This is a genomic window from Microcella flavibacter (assembly GCF_012530535.1).
Classification (GTDB): Bacteria; Actinomycetota; Actinomycetes; order Actinomycetales; family Microbacteriaceae; genus Microcella; species Microcella flavibacter.
Window position 1 is genome coordinate 601,746 of record NZ_CP051299.1, and the last position, 16,655, is coordinate 618,400.

The following is a 16,655-nucleotide window of genomic DNA, read 5'->3' on the forward strand; positions in this document are numbered from 1 at the left end:
GTCGGCGAGGAGTGTGGCACCGGCCTGGCACGATGGCCCCATGACCGTCGCGCGCATCGCCATCCTGTTCGTGCTCGCCGCCGTCGCCGAGATCGGGGGAGCCTGGCTCGTCTGGCAGGCCGTGCGCGAGTCGAAGCCGTGGTGGTTCGCCGGGCTGGGGGTCGCGCTGCTCGGCGCCTACGGCTTCATCGCCGCGCTGCAACCCGACGCGAGCTTCGGGCGGGTGCTCGCGGCGTACGGCGGCATCTTCATCGCGGGCTCGCTCGCCTGGGGCGTCATCGTCGACGGCTTCGCGCCGACGCGCTGGGACTGGATCGGCGCGACGGTGGCGCTGGTGGGCGCCGCGATCATCATCGGCGCACCGACGGCCACGGCCACCCCGCCGGAGTGATGGTGGCGGAGGCGGCGCTCAGGCGTCGTTGCGCTGGAACCTGGTCCAGTCGGGCGACTGGTGGCCGAGCATGAGCGGCAGACGGAGCGACTTCGAGGTCGCGTGCCACACCCCGGGACGGCTCTCATCGGGGCTCAGACCCACCTCGCGCATGATCTCGAGCCGCGGCCCGGTCGGTACGACGGTCTGCACGGCGAAGCATTCCGCGCCGCCGAGCGACGCCCAGTCGATCATCGCCCACACCGCCTCGACGCCGTAGGTCATCCGATCGGCGACGTCATCGGTGAGGACGAGAGCGGTGAGCTCGCTCCCCTTGTCGAGCCCGCCCGGCGTGTACCCGAGGTCGATCGTGCCGATGCGCGTGAATGTCTCGAGCACGGAGATGGACCAGCGGCCGAGGAAGCGGCGGGCGCCCGCCGGCGGACTGACCGTACCGATGGCGTCGTCCGGCAGGCGCCGGAGCACGGTGTGCTGGCACCAGACGGTCTCGGCGATGGTCAACGGCACCCGGTAACCATAGGCGCGCGGGCCGAGGGCGGTTGACCGCCGCGCGAAACGTGGAGCGCGCATCCAGGCCCGCTAGCCTCGATCGCATGGATGCCCCCGCCGTCGTCGCCGTCGCCGTGCTGCTGCTCGGCGCACTGTTCAACGTCGTCGCCTGGCCGCGGTTCTACCCGCGGATCGCGGCGGACCCGCGCTCGCGCGACGCCGGGGGGCGGCGCACCGCGTTCTTCCGCGTGCACGTCGTGCTCATCACGATCGCGCTCGTGATCGCCGCGCTCTCGGTGCTCGCGGCGGTGCTGCTGCTGCTCGCCTGATCGCCCCTAGCGCTGGTGCTGCACCGCGCGGGCGATGCGGTTGCCGGCGACCTGCGCCAGTTGCACGAGCACGATGAGCGTGACGATCACGGCGACCATCACGAACCAGTCGAAGCGCTGGTAGCCGTAGGTCAGCGCGAGGCTGCCGAGGCCGCCGGCGCCGACCAACCCCGCGACGGCAGTGGCATCCACGAGCGCGACGAAGATGTAGGTCAGCCCGAGGGTGAGCGGGCCGAGCGACTCGGGGATCACGATCGTGAACAGCACGCGCGGGGGCGAGGCGCCCATCGCCGCGCCGGCCTCGACGGTGCCGGGGTCGACGGCGACGAGGTTCGACTCCGCGATGCGGGCGATCGCGACGGTCGCCACGAGGGCGAGCGCCGGCACGGCCGCGCTCGTGCCGATGCTCGTGCCGATGAGGGCCCGCGTCACGGGGATGAGCGCGATGATGATGATGATGAACGGGATGGGGCGGACGATGTTGATGGCGGCGTTGAGCACCGCGAACACGGCCCGGTTCTCGAGCAGATTGCCCGGGCGGGTGGCGTAGAGCAGGATCCCGAGCAGCACCCCCAGCACTCCCGCGATGATGAACGAGAACGTGATCATCTGCAGCGTCTGGAGGAGCGCCTCACCCAGTTTCGGCAGCAGGGTCTCGAGGTCGATGTCACGCACGGGCGAGCTCCTCTGCAGGGGTGGTGGCCGTGATCTCCGTGATGGCCGCGGTGATGGCGATGTCGGAGATGGCGAGGTCGACGGCGCGGTCGTCGCCCAGCAGCTCGACCGTGAGCGTGCCGAAGAGGCGCGACTGCAGCTCGCTCACGCCGCCGTACACGACGTTGTAGTCGACGCCCCGCTCGCGGGCGATGCGGGAGAGGAACGGGTCGTTCGACTCGCGGTTCTCGACGTGGATCTGCACGATGCGGCCGCGGTGCACCCGGCGGATGCGCTTGAGCGCGCCGGTGTCGGGGATGTGGTGGAGCACGGAGGAGACGAACCGGCGCGAGGTCTCGTGCTGCGGGTCGGCGAAGACGTCGTAGACGCTGCCCTGCTCGACCACCCGGCCGAGCTGCATGACGGCGACCTTGTTCGCGATCTCGCGGACGACCTCCATCTCGTGGGTCACGAGGGCGATGGTGACGCCGTACTCGGTGTTCACCCGGCGCAGGAGGTCGAGCACCTCGCCCGTCGTCTGCGGATCGAGGGCGCTCGTCGCCTCGTCGCTGAGGAGCACGTCGGGCCGGTTCGCGAGCGCCCGTGCGATGCCCACGCGCTGCTTCTGCCCGCCGGAGAGTCGCGCGGGGTACTCGAGCGCCTTGTCGGTGAGCCCGACGAAGTGCAGCAGCTCCTCCACACGGTCGAGGATCTGCTCCTTCGGCACCCCCGCCACCTGCAGGGGGTAGGCGATGTTCTTGTAGACCGTGCGCGATTGCAGCAGGTTGAACTGCTGGAAGATCATCCCGACGCGCTGGCGCGCGCGATGCAGGGGGCGGCCGCGCAGGGCCGACACCTCGATGCCGTCGACGACGACCCGCCCCGCGCTGGGGCGCTCGAGGGCGTTGATGGTGCGCAGCAGCGTCGACTTGCCCGCGCCGGAGTAGCCGACGATGCCGAAGACGTCGCCGCGCTCGATCTCGAGGTTCACATCGCTGAGGGCGGCGAAGTCGCGCTTGCCGACGGTGTAGGTCTTCGACACGTTCTCGAACGAGATGGCCGTGGTCATGGGGAGCCTTTCGACGGGGGCGGGTGAGCGGTCGGGGCGGCGTCAGCCGCCCCGACCGCGGTACGGCGCGACTACTGCAGCTCGCGGGCGAGCTCCTCGAGGTCGGCGAGGCGGTCGCGCAGGTCGTCCACCGAGACGTCGACGAGCACGCTGTTGCCGAAGGAGTCGGCGTCGAGGCCGGCGGCGACGCGCTCGTCCTGGTAGACCTCCTGCAGCACCTCGAAGGCCGGGTCGTCGACGTTGTCGGCGGTCGTCGCCACGACGTTCACGTACGGCAGCGAGGACTCGGCGAGCGAGTCGTCGAGGAACAGCGCGTCGTCCTTGGTGATGCCCTGCGAGGGATCGAAGTACGAGGTACCGACGACGACGGCCGCGATGCTCGGGTCGGAGTACTGCTGGGGGATGGTCGTGGCCTGCACGGGCACGAACTCGAGCGCGAGCTCGTTGCCGGTCACGTCATCGACGGTGGGGTACAGCCCCGCGTCGTCCGAGAGCTCGATGAGTCCGGCGTCCTCGAGGATGAAGAGCGCCCGGCCCCCGTTCGACGCATCGTCGGGGATGACCACCCGGTCTCCCTGCACCAGCTCGTCGAGGGCGGTGATCGAGTTCGAGAAGATGCCCCACTGCGTGATGACGGTCGAGAACACGGGGGTGAGATCCGCGTCGTTCGCGACGTTGAACGCGCTGAGGAAGGCGATGTGCTGGAAGGCGTTGGCGTCGACCTCGCCCGCGACGAGCGACGAGTTCGGCAGCACCCAGTCGTTCTCGAAGTTGACCCACTCGACGTCGAGGCCCTTCTCCTCGGCGACGAGCTCGATCGCGTCCTGGAACTCGCTCTCGCCGCTGCCGGCGATCGTGATGCTGAGCCGCTCCTCCTGCGCACCCCCGGCCGCGGCCTCCGCAGGGCCGGAGCCGTCGGAGAGGAGCGAGGAGCCGAGCACCACGCCGCCGACGAGGAGTCCGACGCCGACGACGGAGCCTGCCCCGATGAGCACGTTCCGACGACGGCGCTTCGAGTCGTCGAGCGCGGCGCGGAGATCGCTGGACGGTGCGGGGGGCGGGGTGGTGGTGGACATGCTGCGCCTGCTTTCGGTGAGGGCGGCGGGATGCCCGCGACGGGCATCCCGCTCAGGAAGGTGATCCGCTCGATGCGGTGCGGCCATGCTGGGGGCGGCCTCGGGCGTGCCGCCAGTTCGTGGCGCACTGTGACGCGAGGTTTCGTAACAATTGCCGGCACCGCCGCGGTCGTGTGATCTAGGGGCCATGAGCGACTACATCGGCCTCAACCTCTTCGAGATGAACACCGTCGGCCACATCTCCCACGGCCTCTGGGTGCACCCCGAGAACACCCGCCACCGCTACGCCGATATCGACTTCTGGGTCGAGCAGGCGAGGCTCCTCGAGGAAGGGCTCTTCGACGCGGTCTTCCTCGCCGACGTCATCGGCGCCTACGACGGGTACCGCGGCGGGCCGGAGACGGCCATCCGCGAGGCGGTGCAGATCCCGAGCAACGATCCGCTGCTCGTCATCCCGGCGATGGCGACGGCAACGAAGCACCTCGCCTTCGCCGCGACGTTCAGCACGACGTACGAGCCCCCGTTCGCGTTCGCGCGCCGGGCATCCACCCTCGATCACCTCACCAAGGGGCGCTTCGGCTGGAACGTCGTCACCTCGTACCTGCCGAACGCCGCCCGCAACTTCGGCCTCGAGGATGAGATCGCGCACGACGACCGCTACGGCATCGCCGAGGAGTACCTGCAGGTGCTCTACAAGCTGTGGGAGGGCTCGTGGGACGACGACGCGGTGGTCGTCGACCGCGGCCGGCGCGTTTACACCGACCCGGCCAAGGTGCGCGCGATCGACCACGTCGGCGAGCACTTCCGGGTCGCCGGGCCGCACCTCGCCGAGCCGTCGCTGCAGCGAACGCCCGTCATCTTCCAGGCGGGCAGCAGCGACCGCGGGCGCGAGTTCGCCGCGCAGCACGCCGAGGGCGTCTTCGTCGGCGGGCGCTCGCTGGAGGTGTACCGCGAGAACGTCGCCGACATCCGCCGCCGGGCCGTCGAGCACGGTCGCCGCGCCGACGACGTCAAGACCTACGCGAGCGCCGTCGTCATCGTCGGCCGCGACACCGCCGACGCCCAGGAGAAGGCCTCGGAGTTCCGGCGGCTGTCGAGCCCGGAGGGCTACCTCGCGCACGCGGGCGGCGGCGGCATCGACCTCGCCGCTCACCCCCGAGACGCCATCGTCGACGACATCATCGCCGCCGAGGCGCGCGCCGGCCGCGACAACAGCCAGTCGGGCCGCCGCTTCCACGCCCCCGGCACGACCGTCGGCGAGGCGCTCGACGCCGTCACCGCCTTCGACCGCAACCCCTTCTTCGTCGCCGGCTCGGCCGTCGAGGTCGCCGATGCGCTCGAGCGCTGGACGGACGAGACCGGGCTCGACGGCTTCAACCTGCGGCAGTTCCTCACTCCCGGCACCGCCGAGGACTTCATCGAGCACGTCATCCCCGAGCTGCAGCGCCGCGGCCGGTACCGCACGCGGTACGAGGAGTCGACCTTCCGCGAGCGGCTGTTCGGGCCCGGCGCTCAGCGCGTGCCCGAGCGGCATCCGGCGGCGCGGTACCGCGGGGGCGCGAACCTCGGGCCGTCCGCCCCGGCGCGCGCCGCGCGCGCGAGCGTCGAGCGCGAGCGCATCGAGGTGGCCTCGTGACGGGCATCCTGCAGGTGGATGCTCACCGCCCGCACGACGCCGGCCGCGAGCCGACCCCCGCCGAGGTCGACGCGCGCATCGACCGAGCGTTCACCCCGATCCTCGCCGAGATCGCCGCCGGAGCCGCCGACCGCGAGACGCAGCGCCGGCTGCCCGTGGCCGAGGTGACGGCGCTGCGCGACGCGGGGTTCGGCGCGCTGCGCGTGCCCGTGCAGTACGGCGGCTGGGGGGCGAGCCTCGAGCAGCTGTTCCGCCTGCTCATCGCGCTCGGCGAGGCCGACGCGAACCTGCCGCAGTTGCTGCGCGGCCACATCGCCTTCGTCGAGACCCAGCGGGCTCTGCCGCCGAGCGCCCTGCGCACCGAGTGGCTGAGCCGCATCGCCGGCGGCGAGGTGCTGTTCGGCAACGCGCAGGCGGAGCGGGGCGAGTCGTCGACGGCGACCACCGAGATCGTCGAGGTCGACGGGCGTCTGCTGCTGCGCGGGCGCAAGTTCTACAGCACGGGCACGCTCTACGCCGACTGGATCTGGACGGGCGGCCGCTACGGCGAGCAGTTCGTCGCGCTCGCCGTGGCCGCCGACGCGCCCGGGGTGACCCGCATCGACGACTGGGGCGGCTTCGGTCAGCGACTCACCGGCAGCGGCACGACGGTCTTCGACGACGTCGAGGTCGACCCGCGGCACATCCTCGCGTGGAGCGACAACGACGAGAACCGGTCGCTGGCCTACGTCACCGGCCTCTACCAGCTCATCCTGCTCTCGGCGCTCGCCGGGGTCGCGAAGGCGATCGTGCGCGACGCCGTCGACTTCGTGCGGCCGCGCACCCGCACCTTCGGCGTGCCCGGTCTCTCGTCGCCGCGGCACGACCCGCTCGTGCAGCAGGTCGTCGGGCGGCTCGGGGCCCAGGCCTTCGCCGTCGAGTCGACCGTGCTCGAGGCGGTGCGCCGGCTCGACGCCGCCGACCGCGAGCGCCGCTTCGACGAGAGCGACGAGGCGCGGTACTACGGCGCACTGGCGCACGTGTTCGAGGCGCAGCAGGTGGTGATCGACCTCGTGCTCGACGCCGCGAGCCGCCTGTTCGAGGTGGGCGGAGCATCCGCCGTCGACGCCGATCGGGCACTCGATCGGCACTGGCGCAACGCCCGCACCCTCGCGTCGCACAATCCGGCGATCCTGCGCGCCCAGCTGCTCGGCGACTACCGGCTCAACGACGTGCTGCCGAAGAGCCCGCTGCATCGGGCCCGAGGCGACGCCGGGGAGAAGTAGCCGATCCGGCCCCGATACCCTGGTGGGGTGACCGCCGCCCCGCTCGAGCCCGCCGAGGTCGACGGCCTGCGCGCGCAATTCCCGATCCTCGCGCAGACGGTGAACGGGCATCCCCTCGTCTACCTCGACTCGGCCGCGACGGCGCAGAAGCCCGAGCGCGTCATCGCCGCCGAGGGCGCCTTCTACCGCGAGGCGAACGCGGCCGTGCACCGCGGCGCGCACACCCTCGCCGCCGAGGCGACCGAGCGCTACGAGGATGCCCGCGCCGAGGTCGCCCGCTTCCTCGCCGTCGACGAGAACGAGGTCGTCTTCACCTCGAACGCCACCGAGGGCCTCAACCTCATCGCCTACGCGATCGGCAACGCGAGCCTCGGCATGGGCGGCGCGGCGGCGGCGCCCTACGCGCTGCGCCCCGGCGACGAGATCGTCACGACCGAGCTCGAGCATCACGCGAACCTCATCCCCTGGCAGGAGCTCGCGGCCCGCACCGGCGCGACGCTGCGGCACATCCCCGTCGACGACGAGGGCCGCCTGTGGGTGGATGCCGCTGCCGAGGTCATCACCGAGCGCACGCGCCTGCTCGCCCTCACCCACGTGTCGAACGTCACCGGCGTCGTCTCCCCGCTCGAGCAGCTCGTGCCCCTCGCCCGGGCGGTCGGCGCGCTCGTCGTGCTCGACGCCTGCCAGTCGGCGCCGCACGGCGTGCTGCACCCGCGCGCGCTCGACGTCGACCTCGCCGTGTTCAGCGGCCACAAGGTCTACGGCCCGACGGGGATCGGCGTGCTCTACGGCCGCGCCGCGCTGCTCGACGCCCTGCCCCCGTTCCTGTTCGGCGGCTCGATGATCACGACCGTCACGCTCGAGAAGGCCGAGTACCTGCCCTCCCCGCAGCGCTTCGAGCCCGGAACCCCGCGCATCGCGCAGGCCGTGGGCCTCGCCGAGGCGCTGCGGTTCGTGACCGAGATCGGCATGCTGCGCATCGCCGCGACTGAGGAGGCGCTCGGTCGCCGCCTGCTCGACGGGCTCGCGGGCATCCCGGGCGTTCGCGTGCTCGGCGGCACCGACCCCGACGGCCGCGTCGGCCTCGCGAGCGTCGTCGTCGACGGCGTGCACGCGCACGACGCGGGCCAGTTCCTCGACGACCGCGGCATCGCCGCCCGCGTCGGCCACCACTGCGCCCAGCCCCTGCACCGCCGCCTCGGCGCCACCGCGAGCCTGCGCCTCAGCTGCGGCGTGCACACGACCGCCGCCGAGATCGACCTCGCGCTCGAGGCCGTCGCCGGCGTGCGCCCCTACTTCGGAGTCGCCGCATGAGCAGCCTCGATGCCCTCTACCAGCAGATCATCCTCGACCACTCGAAGCACCCGCACGGCCGCGGGCTCGAGGCGGGGGAGGAGACCAGCCACCAGCGCAACCCGGTCTGCGGCGACGAGATCACGCTCGCGCTGCGCTGGGAAGGGGATGCGCTCGCCGTTGTCGCCTGGGAGGGTGCCGGCTGCAGCATCTCGCAGTCGAGCGCCTCGCTGCTCGTCACCCTCGTCGAGGAGCTGCGCGAGGAGGGCCCGGTCAGCGCGGCCGACCTCTCGCAGTTGATCGAGGAGTTCCGCACCGCGATGCGCTCGCGCGGCACGATCGAGCTCGACGAGGAGCGCTTCGGCGACGCCGCCGCGCTCAGCGGGGTCTCCCGCTACGTCGCGCGGGTCAAGTGCGCGATGCTCGCCTGGGTCGCGGCCGAGGACCTGCTGGCCCGACGCGCCGCCGGCTGAGAGCCGCGCCGCGGCTGGGCCGCGCCACCGGTCCGCGTGCGGGAGGCCGCCCGACCCGAGCCGAGCGCCCCCGACGGTGCACAAATGCAGGAGCCGAGCATCCCGACCCGGCGTGTCGCCGCGGCGCTCCGACCGACACGCTGCGCGAGTCCTGCATTTGTGCACGCTGCTCGCGGTGCGGCTGCCCGCGATCAGGATGCGCGGGCTCGGGCTCGGCGTGTCGCCGCACTCATCGGGTCGGCACGCCGTGCGGCTCCTGATCGCGGGCAGCGCGCGGGCCGATCGTGCCTCGCCGCCGAGCGGACCGAGTCGGCTCAGGCCGCCGGCGCGCCAGGGTCGAAGGCCTCGAGCACGAAGATCGGGATGAGCCGGTCGGTCTTCTGCTGGTAGTTCTCGTAGTCGGGCCAGACCGCGCAGGCGCGCTGCCACCACGCGGCGCGGTCGGGGTCGTCGGCCCCGAGCTCGCGGGCGCGGTAGTCGCGCTTCTCGGCGCCGTCCTGCAGCTCGCAGTGCGGGTGCTCGACGAGGTTCGCGTACCAGGCCGGGTTCTCGGGGGCGCCGCCCTTCGACGCGACGACGAGGTAGTCGCCCTCGTGCTCGACCCGCATGAGGGCGGTCTTGCGCAGCTTGCCGCTCGCGGCGCCGACGGTGGTCAGCACGATGATCGGAACGCCGCGCAGCAGGTTCATCTCCTGCCCGTTCGTGCGCTCGTAGGTCTCGGCCTGCTCGCGCGCCCACTCGGATGTGCTCGGCGCGTACTCCCCGGTCAATGGCATGCATCGAGCGTATCGGGATGCCCGCACGCGGTCTTGGCGTGTCGCACCCGCTCGGCCTACCATCGGAGCATTCGAACACATGTTCGAACAGCTTCCACCCTCGACCACCCAACTAGACCCCGACGTCGGCCGGCCGTCGTGACAGGAGGATCCGTGTTCGCCGCTCGCCCCGCGACCGCTGCCTGCCCCGCCGCCGCCCGCCCCGCGGATCCCGCGGCGCACCCCCGCCCATCCGGCGCGCGCCCCGCCCCGCAGCCCGCCGTGCTCTGGGCCGACGCCGAGGGCCTCCCGCTGCGCCTCGTCGTCGGCGGCGAGCGTTGGCGCGTCTCCGACCGCCCGACGGTGATCACCGAGCCCATCTCGTGGTGGTCGCGGCTCGACCCCGACGGGGCGGCGCTCGCCGCGGCGCCGCGCACGGCGTGCGGCTGGCGGTTCCAGGCGACGGCGGAGGACGGCCGCTCGTGCGTCTTCGATGTGCGCGACGGCGGTGACGCCGCCCGCTGGCTCGTCGTGAAGGTCTACGAGTAGCGGCGACCCGCGAAGCGCGGCGCACCGCGCCCGCCGACGCGAGCGCCCCTAGCGCCCCTCGATGAGGTGCGCGAGCTCGGCGATGAAGCCGTCGAACCCCTCGGAGGTGCGCACGAGCTCGGTGACGTCGCGACGCGAGGCGAAGACGTCGACGAACTGGTCGAACAGGGGCTGGAACCGCGCCCGGCCCTCGGCGCTGAACGCGATGAGGGCGACGACCGAGACGCGGGCATCCCCCCATTGCACCGGCGTGGGGCAGAGGGCCACGGCGATGGCGGTGCGCGCGGCGGTGAGGCCCATGGCGTGCGGCATGGCGAGCGTCTCGGTGAAGGCCGTCGACGACATGCGCTCGCGCTCGATGGCGCCCTCGACGTACTCCTGCCCGACGGCGCCCGAGGCGGCCATCGCCTCGCCGAGCGCGCGGATGATCGACTCGGGGTCGTTGCCGGGCGGCTCGGCGAAGAACAGCTCGCGGTCGAAGTACTCGAGCAGCTCGTCGGTGATGCGGGCCCGGCGGCGCTGCCGGCGCACGCGCGAGATCGCGGCGCGGATGGCGTCGACGTCGTCGTCGGTGAGGAAGGGCTGCACCACCACGACGCCCTCGCGCAGGGCCGCGGTGGGGATGGTCGAGATGACGAGGTCGCTCGTGAGCTCGCGCGGGTCGACGTCGGTGCGCGTGACGACGAACTCGATCGACAGGTCCGCGCCGAGCTCGCGCTCGATGCGCGTGCGCAGGATGGCGTGCAGGTCGTAGTAGCTGGGGCAGACGATCGTGCCGGTCACGCGCTCCTCGCGGCGCGACATGCGCTCGAGGTGCGAGCCGAGGTGCAGAGCGATGTACGAGATCTCGTCGTCGTCGACCTGGATGCTGCGCTCGCGCTGCACGATCGAGGCGATGAACACCGCGATGTCGAAGATCAGCGGGTACGAGCTCTTGATGGATCGGGTGAGCGGGTTGCGGGTGTGCGCGTTCTCGCGGGCCCGCGAGACGAGGTTGCCCAAGTGGATGGCGAGCCGGGCGATGAAGGCGTCGTCGCGGAAGTCGACGAGGTACTCCTCGGCGACGAGGTCGACGATGCGCCGCACGGTCGCCAGATCCTCGGGGTCGACGGTCGGCGCGCTGCCGGCGTCCGCCCCGGGGGCGATGACGCGCGTGGTGAGCAGGCGCGCGAGGTAGTCGACGTCGCTGTCGGTGACCTCGACGGCGAAGTGCTCGGGGATCAACCGGTGCAGCGCGGCGGCGATCGGCGCGGTCTGCGCGACGGCGGCGGGGCGCGCGCTCGGCGGCAGGTGCTGGTCGCGCCGCACGCGGTCGACGGCGATGGCCACGTGCAGGATGACGGCGTCGATGCCGTACTCGTTGATGAAGAAGCCCTCGCCGTCGAGCGACTGGATCAGCTCGGTCTTGAACGCGCCGAGGCCGGCGAGCCCGAACTCGGCCTCGATGGCGTCGAGCTCGAGCACGCCCTGGGTGCTCTCGCCCTGCAGCAGCCGGCTGAGCAGCCGGCGCTTGGCCGACTCGGTGCCGCTGAGCTCGACGGTCGCGCCGCGGCGGCTCAGCACCGCCCCGCTCTCGTCGGCGAGCGACTTCACCTTGCGCAGATCGGCCTCGAGCGTCGACTCGCTCACGAACAGGCCGTCGGCGAGGCCGTGCAGGTCGAGCCCGCCCGGGGCCTCGGTGAGCCGGCGCACGAGGTGGTGCACGCGCGCCTGCGGTGTCTCCGGTCCGGACGCGCGGCCGCGGCTCAGCGCCGCGAAGTCGGCGTACGCCTCGCGGTTGAGGCGGTAGCCGGAGGTCGAGGCGGTGAGGATGGCGAGGGGATGCGCCGCCGACTTCGCGGCGGCGACGTAGCTGCGCACCGAGCGCGTCGTCACCCCGAGCTGCTCGGCGAGGTCGGCCGCGGTCACCCAGTCGTCCTGCTGCAGCAGGAGCTCGAGCATCCGCTCGTACTTGTCGGCCATCGTCTGGCCACTGTAGACCAGCGGCCGCCGCGCCGAACGGGGCCCGGCGGGCCCGAGCGCGCGGCCCCGAAGGCCGGGGCGGAAGCCCCTTTCCGCGGGGGAGGAAGGAAGTCTGCTGGAGCGCGCGGCGCGCGGCGGGCACGATCACTAGTGCAGGTGCTCTGCGCCCGCGCTCCACCCACCGTTCCCGCAGCACTGCTCGACAGCACGACGCTCACGACCGCGAGGAGGCGATCATGACCCGCACCGTCGCCGTCGTCTGCGGATCCGGGGTGTCGAGCACCTTCCTCGCCCGCGGCCTGCGTTCGCTGCTCTCCGCCCGCGGCCAGTTCTGGCACGTGCTGCCCCTCGCGCTCGACGAGCTCGACGACCGCGCCGACGAGCTCGACGTCGTGCTGCTCGGCCAGCACGTGAGCGCCGAGCACGCCGCCGTGAGCGCGCGCGTGCCCGGCGCGATCGTCGTGCCGCTGAGCGTCGGCGGCATCGACGAGCCCGCGGCGCGCGAGGCCCTCGATCTGCTGCAGGGCATCCCCTCGCCCGATACGTCCGACGCCGACGCATCCGTCGCCGCCGATCACCGTCCCGCCCCTCACGAAGGAGACCCCCATGGCTGATCGCACCCTCGTCGTCGCATCCGCGCACGGCCTGCACGCCCGCCCCGCCGCGCTGTTCGTCAAGGCGGCGACCGACTCGGGGGCCTCGGTGCACCTGCGCAAGGGCGATCGCACCGTCGACGCCAAGAGCATCCTCGGGGTCATCTCGCTCGGCATCGACCACGGCGACGAGGTCACCCTCGCCGTCGAGGGCGAGAACGACGAGGCCGTGCTGAACGAGCTCGCGGCCTTCCTCGAGCAGGACCACGACGCGTGAGCGCCCCCGTGAGCGCCCCCGCCCTGCTGCGCGGCACCGGCATCGGCCGCGGCACCGCCGTCGGCCCCGTGCTGCGCATGCCCGATCCCGTGCCCGACCCGACCGACACCCCGAGCGCCCTCACGCCCGATGAGGAGAAGGCGCGCGCCACCGAGGCGCTCGCCGCGACCGCGGCCCAGCTGCGCGAGCGCGGCCAGGCCGCCGGCGGCACCGCGGCCGAGGTGCTCGACGCCCTCGCCATGATGGCCGAGGACCCGTCGCTGGCGACGGACGTGCAGCAGCGCATCGAGAAGGGCGCGACCGCCGAGTACGCCGTCTTCGCCGCCATGGATGCCTTCCGCGAGCTGCTCGCCGGCATGGGCGGGTACCTCGGCGAGCGCGCCGACGACCTCGGCGACGTGGCGAGGCGCGCGATCGCGCGCCTGCAGGGGCTGCCCGCTCCCGGCGTGCCCGAGTCGGAGCATCCCTTCATCCTCGTCGCCCGCGACCTCGCCCCCGCCGACACCGCGACGCTCGACCTCGACCGCGTGCTCGCGCTCGTCACCACCGAGGGCGGCCCCACCTCGCACACGGCGATCCTCGCCCGAGAGAAGGGCATCACCGCGATCGTCGGCGCGCTGCAGGCCGCCGAGCTGAACGACGGCGACCTCGTGCTCGTCGACGCCGAGAACGGCACGATCGAGCTCGACCCGGCGCAGGAGCGCATCGACCTCGCCGTGCAGCGCACCGCGACGCTGCAGGCCATCCGCGCCGCGAGCTCGGGCCCGGGGCGCCTCGCCGACGGCCACGCGGTGCCGCTGCTCGCCAACATCGGTTCGCCCGAGTCGGCCCGCGAAGCCGCCGCGCGCGGCGCCGAGGGCGTGGGGCTCTTCCGCACCGAGGTACTGTTCCTCGGTGCCGAGAAGGCGCCCTCCGTCGAGGAGCAGGCCGCCACGTACCGCGAGGTCTTCGCGAACTTCCCCGGCCAGAAGGTCGTCGTGCGCGTGCTCGACGCCGGCGCCGACAAGCCGCTCGCCTTCCTCACCGACGCGGGGGAGGAGAACCCCGCGCTCGGCCGCCGCGGCCTGCGGGCGCTCGCCGCGCACGAGGAGGTGCTGCGCGACCAGCTGACCGCGCTCGCGCAGGCCGCCGAGGGCTCCGAGGCGGAGGTGCAGGTCATGGCCCCGATGGTCTCGACGGCGCAGGAGGCGACGTACTTCCGCGACCTCGCGCACGAGCTGGGCATCCGCATCGCCGGCGTCATGGTCGAGGTGCCGTCCTGCGCGATCATGGCCGACCACGTCGTGCCGAACGCCGACTTCGTCTCGATCGGCACCAACGACCTGACGCAGTACGTCTTCGCCGCCGACCGGCTGCTCGGCAGCGTCGCAGGATTCCAGAACCCCTGGCACCCGGCGGTGCTGCGGCTCATCCAGCAGGTCGGCTCGGCGGGCACCGAGCACGGCGTGCCGGTGGGCATCTGCGGCGAGGCCGCGGCCGACCCGCTGCTCGCCGTCGTGCTCGTCGGGCTCGGCGCCACCACGCTGTCGATGTCGTCGACGTCGATCGCCGACGTGCGCGCCGAGATCTCGCAGTACACCCTCGACGAGGCCCGCGCCCTGGCGGCGATCGCCGTCGCCGCCGACAGCGCCGAGTCGGCGCGCGACGCCGTCGCGGCCGCAGCCGACGAGCTCGACCCGGTCGAGCCCGCGGCTCCCTGACCCCTTCCCGCATCACCCACCACCACCAGCACTCCCAACCCACCAGCAAGGAGACCCACCTCATGACGACGACGTCAGCACCACCCGCCAAGGGGAACGCGCGCGTGCGCGTTCAGCGCTTCGGCACCTTCCTCAGCGGCATGATCATGCCGAACATCGCGGCGTTCATCGCCTGGGGATTCATCACCGCGTTCTTCATCCCGACCGGGTGGACGCCCGTCCCGCAGCTCGGCGGCTTCCCCGACGCCGACGGCAACGAGTACATCGGGCTCGTCGGCCCGATGATCACCTACCTGCTGCCGCTGCTCATCGCCAACACCGGCGGGCGCATGATCTACGGCGCCCGCGGCGGCGTGGTCGCCACGATCGCGACGATGGGCGTCATCGTCGGCAGCCCCGTGCCGATGTTCATCGGCGCGATGATCGTCGGCCCTCTCGCGGCCTACCTCATGAAGAAGGTCGACGCCCTGTGGGCCGGCAAGATCCGCGCCGGCTTCGAGATGCTCGTGGACAACTTCTCCGCCGGCATCCTCGGGTTCCTGCTCGCCCTCGGTGCCTTCTTCGGCATCGCTCCCGTCGTGACCGCGCTGAGCAACGCGCTCGGCGAGGGCGCGCGCTTCCTCACCGAGACCGGCCTCCTGCCGCTGGCGAGCATCGTGATCGAGCCGGCCAAGGTGCTGTTCCTCAACAACGCGATCAACCAGGGCGTCCTCACGCCTCTCGGCGCGCAGGAGGCGCAGGAGAGCGGCCAGTCGATCCTGTTCCTGCTCGAGGCCAACGCGGGCCCCGGACTCGGTCTGCTGCTCGCCTTCACCTTCTTCGGCGTCGGCATCGCGAAGGCCTCGGCGCCGGGTGCGATCATCATCCAGTTCCTCGGCGGCATCCACGAGATCTACTTCCCGTACGTGCTCATGAAGCCGATCCTCGTGCTCGCCCTCATCGGCGGCGGCGCCACCGGTGTCGCGACGAACCTGCTCCTGGGCGGCGGGCTCCGCGCCCCGGCCTCGCCGGGCTCGATCTTCGCCATCGCGCTGCAGTCCCCCGCGGGCAGCATCGTCGCCGTCATGCTCTCGGTCGTGCTCTCGGCGACGGTCACCTTCCTCATCGCGTCGCTCATCCTGCGCGCGAGCCGCAAGCGGGATCTCGCCGCGCTCGAGGAGAAGGGCGACTCCTTCACCTCGGCCGTCGACCAGAACGCGTCGAACAAGGGCCGCGACTCCGACGTGGGCCGCCTCCTCGGCACCGAGGGCGCTGCCGCCGGAACCGCCTCGGCGACCGACGTGCGCATCCAGAACATCGTGTTCGCCTGCGACGCGGGCATGGGCTCGAGCGCCATGGGCGCCACGGTGCTGCGCAAGAAGCTGAAGGACGCCGGCGTCGAGGGCGTGACCGTCACGAACAAGGCGATCGCGAACCTGGATGCTGAGGCCGACCTCATCGTCACGCACCAGGATCTGACCCCGCGGGCCAAGCAGGCCGCCCCCGGCGCCGTGCACGTCTCGGTCGACAACTTCATGTCGAGCCCGACGTACGACGACGTCGTCGCGCGGGTGCGCGCGCAGCAGTCCGAGTAGAGGCGGCGGCGCTACCCTCGCGCTGAGCCGGCCGCGGCCCCTGAGGTCGCGGCCGGCTCGGCCCCCGCCGCGCGGCACCACCCCGCTCGGCACCGACCGATCACGAGAGAGACCAGGCATCCCATGAGCTCCGCCGTTCTGACCACCGACCGCATCATCCTCGACGGGACCGCCCGCACCCGGGAGGAGGCGATCGAGGAGGGCGCGCGACTGCTGGAGCGCGCCGGAGCCGTGACCGCCGACTACGCGGCGGCGATGCACGAGCGCGAGGCGCTCACCTCCACCTACATGGGCAGCCACCTCGCCATCCCGCACGGCACGAACGAGGCGAAGGCCGCCATCCTCGCCTCGGCCATGACGGTCGTGCGCTACGCCGAGCCCATCGACTGGGCCGGCAACCCCGTGCGCGTCGTCGCCTGCATCGCGGGCAAGGACGGCGGGCACATGGCCGTGCTGTCCTCCCTCGCGCTCGTCTTCAGCGACGAGGCCGCGGTCGAGCAGATGCTCGCCGCCCCCGACGCCGAGACCGTGCTCGCCCTGCTCGGCGACGTCAACGACGCGGCGGAGTAG

Annotated in this window: 18 protein-coding genes; 12 read left to right on the forward strand and 6 right to left on the reverse strand. The window is 72.5% G+C overall.

The features are described 5' to 3' along the window. Positions 1-40 precede the first annotated feature (40 nt). A complete protein-coding gene (locus HGB54_RS02855) occupies positions 41-391 on the forward strand; it encodes a YnfA family protein (protein ID WP_168915114.1) in 351 nt (116 codons plus the stop codon). Between the two features lie 18 nt (positions 392-409). On the opposite strand, the gene HGB54_RS02860 is transcribed toward HGB54_RS02855, so the two are convergent. Further along, complete coding sequence (locus HGB54_RS02860) at positions 410-898, reverse strand: hypothetical protein (RefSeq protein ID WP_168915115.1); 489 nt, start codon at positions 896-898, stop codon at positions 410-412. Positions 899-984: 86 nt separating this feature from the next. Here HGB54_RS02860 and HGB54_RS02865 point away from each other — a divergent pair, with 86 nt between their 5' ends. Continuing rightward, positions 985-1,209 carry an SCO4848 family membrane protein gene (locus tag HGB54_RS02865; RefSeq protein ID WP_168915116.1) on the forward strand — a complete coding sequence of 75 codons (225 nt, stop codon included), beginning with the start codon at positions 985-987 and terminating at the stop codon, positions 1,207-1,209. 6 nt (positions 1,210-1,215) lie between these two features. On the opposite strand, the gene HGB54_RS02870 is transcribed toward HGB54_RS02865, so the two are convergent. The 3 genes from HGB54_RS02870 to HGB54_RS02880 all read right to left on the reverse strand — a co-directional run bounded on the left by HGB54_RS02870 (position 1,216) and on the right by HGB54_RS02880 (position 4,008). Continuing rightward, positions 1,216-1,884, reverse strand: coding sequence for an ABC transporter permease subunit (locus HGB54_RS02870; protein WP_323740680.1), 669 nt, complete (start codon positions 1,882-1,884; stop codon positions 1,216-1,218). After that, on the reverse strand, positions 1,877-2,932 hold the full coding sequence (locus tag HGB54_RS02875; protein ID WP_168915117.1) for a methionine ABC transporter ATP-binding protein: 1,056 nt from the start codon (positions 2,930-2,932) through the stop codon (positions 1,877-1,879). Before HGB54_RS02875 ends, HGB54_RS02870 begins: the two co-directional genes overlap by 8 nt. A 71-nt stretch (positions 2,933-3,003) precedes the next feature. Beyond that, positions 3,004-4,008, reverse strand: a complete 1,005-nt coding sequence (locus tag HGB54_RS02880; protein WP_168915118.1) for a MetQ/NlpA family ABC transporter substrate-binding protein — start codon at positions 4,006-4,008, stop codon at positions 3,004-3,006. Between the two features lie 187 nt (positions 4,009-4,195). Between HGB54_RS02880 and HGB54_RS02885 the strand changes: the two genes are divergently transcribed. From HGB54_RS02885 to sufU, 4 genes are read left to right on the forward strand one after another with little or no spacing between them, the layout of a single operon-like run. Next, positions 4,196-5,644, forward strand: a complete 1,449-nt coding sequence (locus HGB54_RS02885; RefSeq protein ID WP_168915119.1) for an LLM class flavin-dependent oxidoreductase — start codon at positions 4,196-4,198, stop codon at positions 5,642-5,644. Then, positions 5,641-6,909, forward strand: a complete 1,269-nt coding sequence (locus tag HGB54_RS02890; protein ID WP_228545905.1) for an acyl-CoA dehydrogenase family protein — start codon at positions 5,641-5,643, stop codon at positions 6,907-6,909. Before HGB54_RS02885 ends, HGB54_RS02890 begins: the two co-directional genes overlap by 4 nt. A gap of 27 nt (positions 6,910-6,936) precedes the next feature. Next, on the forward strand, positions 6,937-8,223 hold the full coding sequence (locus tag HGB54_RS02895) for a SufS family cysteine desulfurase (RefSeq protein WP_168915120.1): 1,287 nt from the start codon (positions 6,937-6,939) through the stop codon (positions 8,221-8,223). Then, on the forward strand, positions 8,220-8,675 hold the full coding sequence (gene sufU / locus HGB54_RS02900) for a Fe-S cluster assembly sulfur transfer protein SufU (RefSeq protein ID WP_168915121.1): 456 nt from the start codon (positions 8,220-8,222) through the stop codon (positions 8,673-8,675). Before HGB54_RS02895 ends, sufU begins: the two co-directional genes overlap by 4 nt. A 314-nt stretch (positions 8,676-8,989) precedes the next feature. Here sufU and HGB54_RS02905 read toward each other — a convergent pair whose 3' ends face one another. Further along, on the reverse strand, positions 8,990-9,451 hold the full coding sequence (locus HGB54_RS02905) for a nitroreductase family deazaflavin-dependent oxidoreductase (RefSeq protein ID WP_168915122.1): 462 nt from the start codon (positions 9,449-9,451) through the stop codon (positions 8,990-8,992). Positions 9,452-9,604: 153 nt separating this feature from the next. On the opposite strand from HGB54_RS02905, the gene HGB54_RS02910 reads away from it, so the two are divergent. Beyond that, positions 9,605-9,979, forward strand: coding sequence for a hypothetical protein (locus tag HGB54_RS02910; protein WP_228545906.1), 375 nt, complete (start codon positions 9,605-9,607; stop codon positions 9,977-9,979). Between the two features lie 48 nt (positions 9,980-10,027). On the opposite strand, the gene HGB54_RS02915 is transcribed toward HGB54_RS02910, so the two are convergent. Continuing rightward, entirely contained in the window at positions 10,028-11,941 is a 1,914-nt protein-coding gene (locus HGB54_RS02915) for a BglG family transcription antiterminator (RefSeq protein ID WP_168915123.1), read from the reverse strand. A 236-nt stretch (positions 11,942-12,177) separates the two neighbouring features. On the opposite strand from HGB54_RS02915, the gene HGB54_RS02920 reads away from it, so the two are divergent. The 5 genes from HGB54_RS02920 to HGB54_RS02940 all read left to right on the forward strand — a co-directional run bounded on the left by HGB54_RS02920 (position 12,178) and on the right by HGB54_RS02940 (position 16,655). Continuing rightward, on the forward strand, positions 12,178-12,555 hold the full coding sequence (locus HGB54_RS02920; RefSeq protein ID WP_168915124.1) for a PTS sugar transporter subunit IIB: 378 nt from the start codon (positions 12,178-12,180) through the stop codon (positions 12,553-12,555). Continuing rightward, positions 12,548-12,811, forward strand: coding sequence for an HPr family phosphocarrier protein (locus tag HGB54_RS02925; RefSeq protein ID WP_168915125.1), 264 nt, complete (start codon positions 12,548-12,550; stop codon positions 12,809-12,811). The genes HGB54_RS02920 and HGB54_RS02925 overlap by 8 nt, the downstream gene beginning before the upstream one ends. Positions 12,812-12,888: 77 nt before the next feature. After that, the gene (ptsP, locus tag HGB54_RS02930; protein ID WP_407663509.1) at positions 12,889-14,511 is read left to right on the forward strand and encodes a phosphoenolpyruvate--protein phosphotransferase; all 1,623 of its coding nucleotides are present in this window, start codon (positions 12,889-12,891) and stop codon (positions 14,509-14,511) included. Between the two features lie 62 nt (positions 14,512-14,573). After that, a complete protein-coding gene (locus HGB54_RS02935) occupies positions 14,574-16,085 on the forward strand; it encodes a PTS mannitol transporter subunit IICB (protein WP_168915126.1) in 1,512 nt (503 codons plus the stop codon). Positions 16,086-16,208: 123 nt separating this feature from the next. Then, positions 16,209-16,655 carry a PTS sugar transporter subunit IIA gene (locus HGB54_RS02940; RefSeq protein WP_168915127.1) on the forward strand — a complete coding sequence of 149 codons (447 nt, stop codon included), beginning with the start codon at positions 16,209-16,211 and terminating at the stop codon, positions 16,653-16,655.

Coding starts and splice junctions, on each gene's coding strand:
- HGB54_RS02855 (WP_168915114.1), top strand. CDS start 41: ATGACCGTCGCGCGCATCGCCATCCTGTTCGTGCTCGCCGCCGTCGCC.
- HGB54_RS02865 (WP_168915116.1), top strand. CDS start 985: ATGGATGCCCCCGCCGTCGTCGCCGTCGCCGTGCTGCTGCTCGGCGCA.
- HGB54_RS02875 (WP_168915117.1), bottom strand. CDS start 2,932: ATGACCACGGCCATCTCGTTCGAGAACGTGTCGAAGACCTACACCGTC.
- HGB54_RS02880 (WP_168915118.1), bottom strand. CDS start 4,008: ATGTCCACCACCACCCCGCCCCCCGCACCGTCCAGCGATCTCCGCGCC.
- HGB54_RS02885 (WP_168915119.1), top strand. CDS start 4,196: ATGAGCGACTACATCGGCCTCAACCTCTTCGAGATGAACACCGTCGGC.
- sufU (WP_168915121.1), top strand. CDS start 8,220: ATGAGCAGCCTCGATGCCCTCTACCAGCAGATCATCCTCGACCACTCG.
- HGB54_RS02905 (WP_168915122.1), bottom strand. CDS start 9,451: ATGCCATTGACCGGGGAGTACGCGCCGAGCACATCCGAGTGGGCGCGC.
- HGB54_RS02915 (WP_168915123.1), bottom strand. CDS start 11,941: ATGGCCGACAAGTACGAGCGGATGCTCGAGCTCCTGCTGCAGCAGGAC.
- HGB54_RS02920 (WP_168915124.1), top strand. CDS start 12,178: ATGACCCGCACCGTCGCCGTCGTCTGCGGATCCGGGGTGTCGAGCACC.
- HGB54_RS02925 (WP_168915125.1), top strand. CDS start 12,548: ATGGCTGATCGCACCCTCGTCGTCGCATCCGCGCACGGCCTGCACGCC.
- ptsP (WP_407663509.1), top strand. CDS start 12,889: ATGCCCGATCCCGTGCCCGACCCGACCGACACCCCGAGCGCCCTCACG.
- HGB54_RS02935 (WP_168915126.1), top strand. CDS start 14,574: ATGACGACGACGTCAGCACCACCCGCCAAGGGGAACGCGCGCGTGCGC.
- HGB54_RS02940 (WP_168915127.1), top strand. CDS start 16,209: ATGAGCTCCGCCGTTCTGACCACCGACCGCATCATCCTCGACGGGACC.